At 65.9% G+C, this 3027-nt stretch carries 3 protein-coding genes and 1 pseudogene; 1 reads left to right on the top strand and 3 read right to left on the bottom strand.

What is annotated here, in order from left to right; translation table 11 throughout:
- Positions 1 to 506, top strand: a pseudogene (locus tag CA237_RS19215) (IS3-like element ISGbe1 family transposase); the annotation flags it as partial.
- Positions 507 to 537: 31 nt separating this feature from the next.
- Here the strand turns inward: CA237_RS19215 and CA237_RS19210 are convergent.
- Genes CA237_RS19210 through CA237_RS19200 form a run of 3 tightly spaced genes read right to left on the bottom strand, consistent with a single transcriptional unit; the run spans position 538 to position 2412 of the window.
- Complete coding sequence (locus CA237_RS19210) at positions 538 to 1014, bottom strand: hypothetical protein (RefSeq protein WP_241215563.1); 477 nt, start codon at positions 1012 to 1014, stop codon at positions 538 to 540.
- A 50-nt stretch (positions 1015 to 1064) separates the two neighbouring features.
- A complete protein-coding gene (locus CA237_RS19205; protein ID WP_126015293.1) occupies positions 1065 to 1718 on the bottom strand; it encodes a hypothetical protein in 654 nt (217 codons plus the stop codon).
- A gap of 40 nt (positions 1719 to 1758) precedes the next feature.
- Entirely contained in the window at positions 1759 to 2412 is a 654-nt protein-coding gene (locus CA237_RS19200) for a hypothetical protein (RefSeq protein ID WP_126015291.1), read from the bottom strand.
- Between the last annotated feature and the right edge of the window lie 615 nt (positions 2413 to 3027).

The following is a 3027-nucleotide window of genomic DNA, read 5'->3' as shown; positions in this document are numbered from 1 at the left end:
GGACGCATGACGGGCGCAAGTTCCGGATACTGACCATCATCGATGAGGCCAGCAGGGAATGCCTGGCACTGGTCGTCGCGCGCCAGCTTCGACACGAAGACGTGCTGGCAGCGCTTGCCGACCTGTTCATCGCGAGGGGTCCGCCCGCGCATATCAGATCAGATAACGGCAGCGAGTTCATCGCTACCGCGGTTCAGAAATGGCTCGGGCAGGTTGGCGTGAAGACGCTGTACATCGTGCCGGGTTCGCCGTGGGAGAATGGCTACAACGAGAGCTTCAACGGCTCGCTGCGCGATGAGCTGCTCAACGGCGAGATCTTCTACAGCCTCGCTGAAGCAAGGGTACTGATCGAGGCGTGGCGCCGTCACTACAACACCGTCCGGCCGCACAGCAGCCTGGGCTATCGGCCGCCCGCACCACAAGCGGCGACACCGCCATTGCCGGCCTCCGGTTCCGCTTCGCTCCACCTACGACCGGCAATGGCGGCGGAGACGACAATGCACTAACTAATAACCCGGACCACCCGATGGGGGCTGCTCAGCCCGATGCGTCGCGCCGCCACGGCGACAACAGGCCGGTGAGGCAAGACGGCAGCTGCAACCCGGCGTCGATCGCCCCGATCAGGATCTGCGGCAGGTCGGAGTGGAATCCGCCCCACGTCACCAGCTGGACATGGCCCAGTTGCTCCATGTCGGCGAAAAACGCCTTCAGGACAGCGGCTTCGTTCTGTTCCGGCAGGCCGCGCGTTTCCAGTCGGACCGGGCGCAGGCCGTCTTCCGCTTCGGTCATTACCAGCCAGCTCAGCGTCGTGACCTGGTGGCAAGGCCAGCGCGGTGTCACGCGCGGGTCGGTGCGCAGTTCGCGCGGCGACAAATGCGCGGCATCGGTGGGCAGGAAACGTTCGGCGGACTGGTAGCGGGCGTGCGCTTCATGGTCGTAGGCGAGTTCGGCATCGAGGACGACGACGAAGCGGGGCGTGTTGCTCTTCCAGAGCGAGGTCAGGTCGTGGTGCATGGTGGCTCTCCGGCGGGCGCTCGCGCGGCCGCATATCGGTTGAGGGAAGGTCAGCGGGTGGCGGGCTGCTCGCCGCGCCAGCGAGCAAGCGCGCGGAGTGCGGCTTGTGCGGGGTGGTCGGAGTCGTCGAAATCGCCGAATAGTCGTGCCCAGCACTGCCATCCGGCGATGGCCTCGCCGATCAGTTCGACCGCGGTGGTTGCCGGGTCCGGCAGCAGCACGGTCGGCATCGCCGCCTCGCATTCATCGACCGGCGTCTGCGGCGGGCACACGCAGGGCATGAGGTGCGCGCCAGCCTGGCGGAGATGCCATGTATGCCCGAGCGGCAGGGCCCGCCATCGTCCTGCGGTGTCGGCCGCGGCCGCGATGATCTGCGGATGGCGCGCCGGATCAGCCAGTGCGAGCAGTCGGCGCGGCACGGCGCCGAAGTTATCCCAGCTGATCACGGCACCGGTCGATGCAATGTACGGCTCCAGCCAGTCGAGCAGATCGCGGGGCGTATCACCTTCGCCGAGACACCGGGCATCGCTGGAGAAACGGTAGCCACCGCCCTCCGGCGTGACGGTGAGGACGCCGATCCCGCAGAGGATACGGGCATCCGGTCGGTGGCGGGCGGCGGGACAGGCGCCGATCGTACGGACGGCGAGCGCGATCGACGCGGGCGCGAAGCCGCGCTCCTCGATCGATAGATCAATGAGAGACATGGTTTTTCCTGGAGGTTGGCCGCGATGCGGCCGTGTGGGATCAGTCGGCGGCGGACAGCAGGTCCGCGACATGGAGCCGGGTGGCGGCGTAATCGGCTTCGCCCAGCCATTCGGCGAAGTGGCCGCTGATGGCCGCAGCGATGCTGCGACCGACCGGATTCACCCTGGCGAGACGACGTATGACCAGCCGGAACGCAGCGATCGCGTCGACCTGTGCGTCCTGCTCGATCTCATCGACGTCGGACCGCACCCAGTCAGCGAAGCGGCGGTTCGGATCGCCCGGCGCGCACAGGATCTGCGAATGGACGCAGGCTTGCTGAAGGGTCAGCGGCCCACCATCGACGCTGGCCGACAGATCGAGCAGATATTGCTGGCCGCAGCCCGCCAGCGCGCGGAGGGCTGGCGACCATTCGGCGCTGGGCAGCCGATCGAGTAGGGCTATCGCGTCCTTCAGGCGGTAGCCGGTGATCGTCGCGCCATCGGTCGTCAGTCGCTGGTCGAGCCAGGCCAGCAGCGCGTCGGCGGGGTCCGATGGTCGCAGGATGTAGCTGTCGAGCGAGAAGTGAACCGTTGGGCCTTGCAGGCGGGCGGTCAGGACCGCTGCGCCGATGGGTATTTGCCGATCGAGGCCGAGCCGATGGCCGACGTCGAGGGCGGCGACGTTCACGGTGGTGATGGTGGGTGTGAGAAGCATAGGCGGTGTGCTCCAGGCACATGCCCTCCGCCCACGCCGCGCGAGGCAGCTGGGGTAAGGACACGCGATGGTGAGAATGACCGGCAGAACCGGTCGACGACGAAAATTCCGACCGAGGGCCGAGCCGGCGGATGCCGACCCTGTTTTTCCCTTCATTCAGAACCTTCGCATCGTCTGTCCGTTAGGATCAGCGCCACCGACGCCCTTTTCCATGCCAGCGGCATGGCTGTGTCCTTCGGACTGTCGCAATCCGTTAAGGATTGGCCTATAGCCTCAGGCGGTTCGCGGATTTTGTCCGTGAACCGGGGCGTCGAAACCCCGCAGTAAAAGCCGGTCGCAAGACCAACGAACGGTCGCAAAGCTCTTTGTGACCGGGTGGCGGACGCGTATGTCCAGGCCACCCGGCTAAAGTCTCTAGCTGCTGCCCCTCCGTGTGAGGGATATCCCAACTTCTTCTGCTACCTCATGATCTGCTCCTTCGCGGATCTTTGCAAGATCACCCGTCATCACCCCCGGAGTGCAACAGTCTCTTCGCGGTCGGGCGCTTTGCGATGGCCGTTGGGCCTGTCGCCTGCCGCAATATGGGCATTCACGTGCAAAGGGTGGAGCTTCAAC

The sequence above is a fragment of the Sphingomonas sp. ABOLH genome, from assembly GCF_003951715.1.
Lineage (GTDB): Bacteria > Pseudomonadota > Alphaproteobacteria > Sphingomonadales > Sphingomonadaceae > Sphingomonas > Sphingomonas hankookensis_A.
This window is presented reverse-complemented; position numbering and strand designations above follow the sequence as displayed.

Excerpts from the sequence above, each read along its gene's own strand:
- CA237_RS19210 (WP_241215563.1), bottom strand. The coding sequence starts at position 1,014 with ATGCACCACGACCTGACCTCGCTCTGGAAGAGCAACACGCCCCGCTTC.
- CA237_RS19205 (WP_126015293.1), bottom strand. The coding sequence starts at position 1,718 with ATGTCTCTCATTGATCTATCGATCGAGGAGCGCGGCTTCGCGCCCGCG.
- CA237_RS19200 (WP_126015291.1), bottom strand. The coding sequence starts at position 2,412 with ATGCTTCTCACACCCACCATCACCACCGTGAACGTCGCCGCCCTCGAC.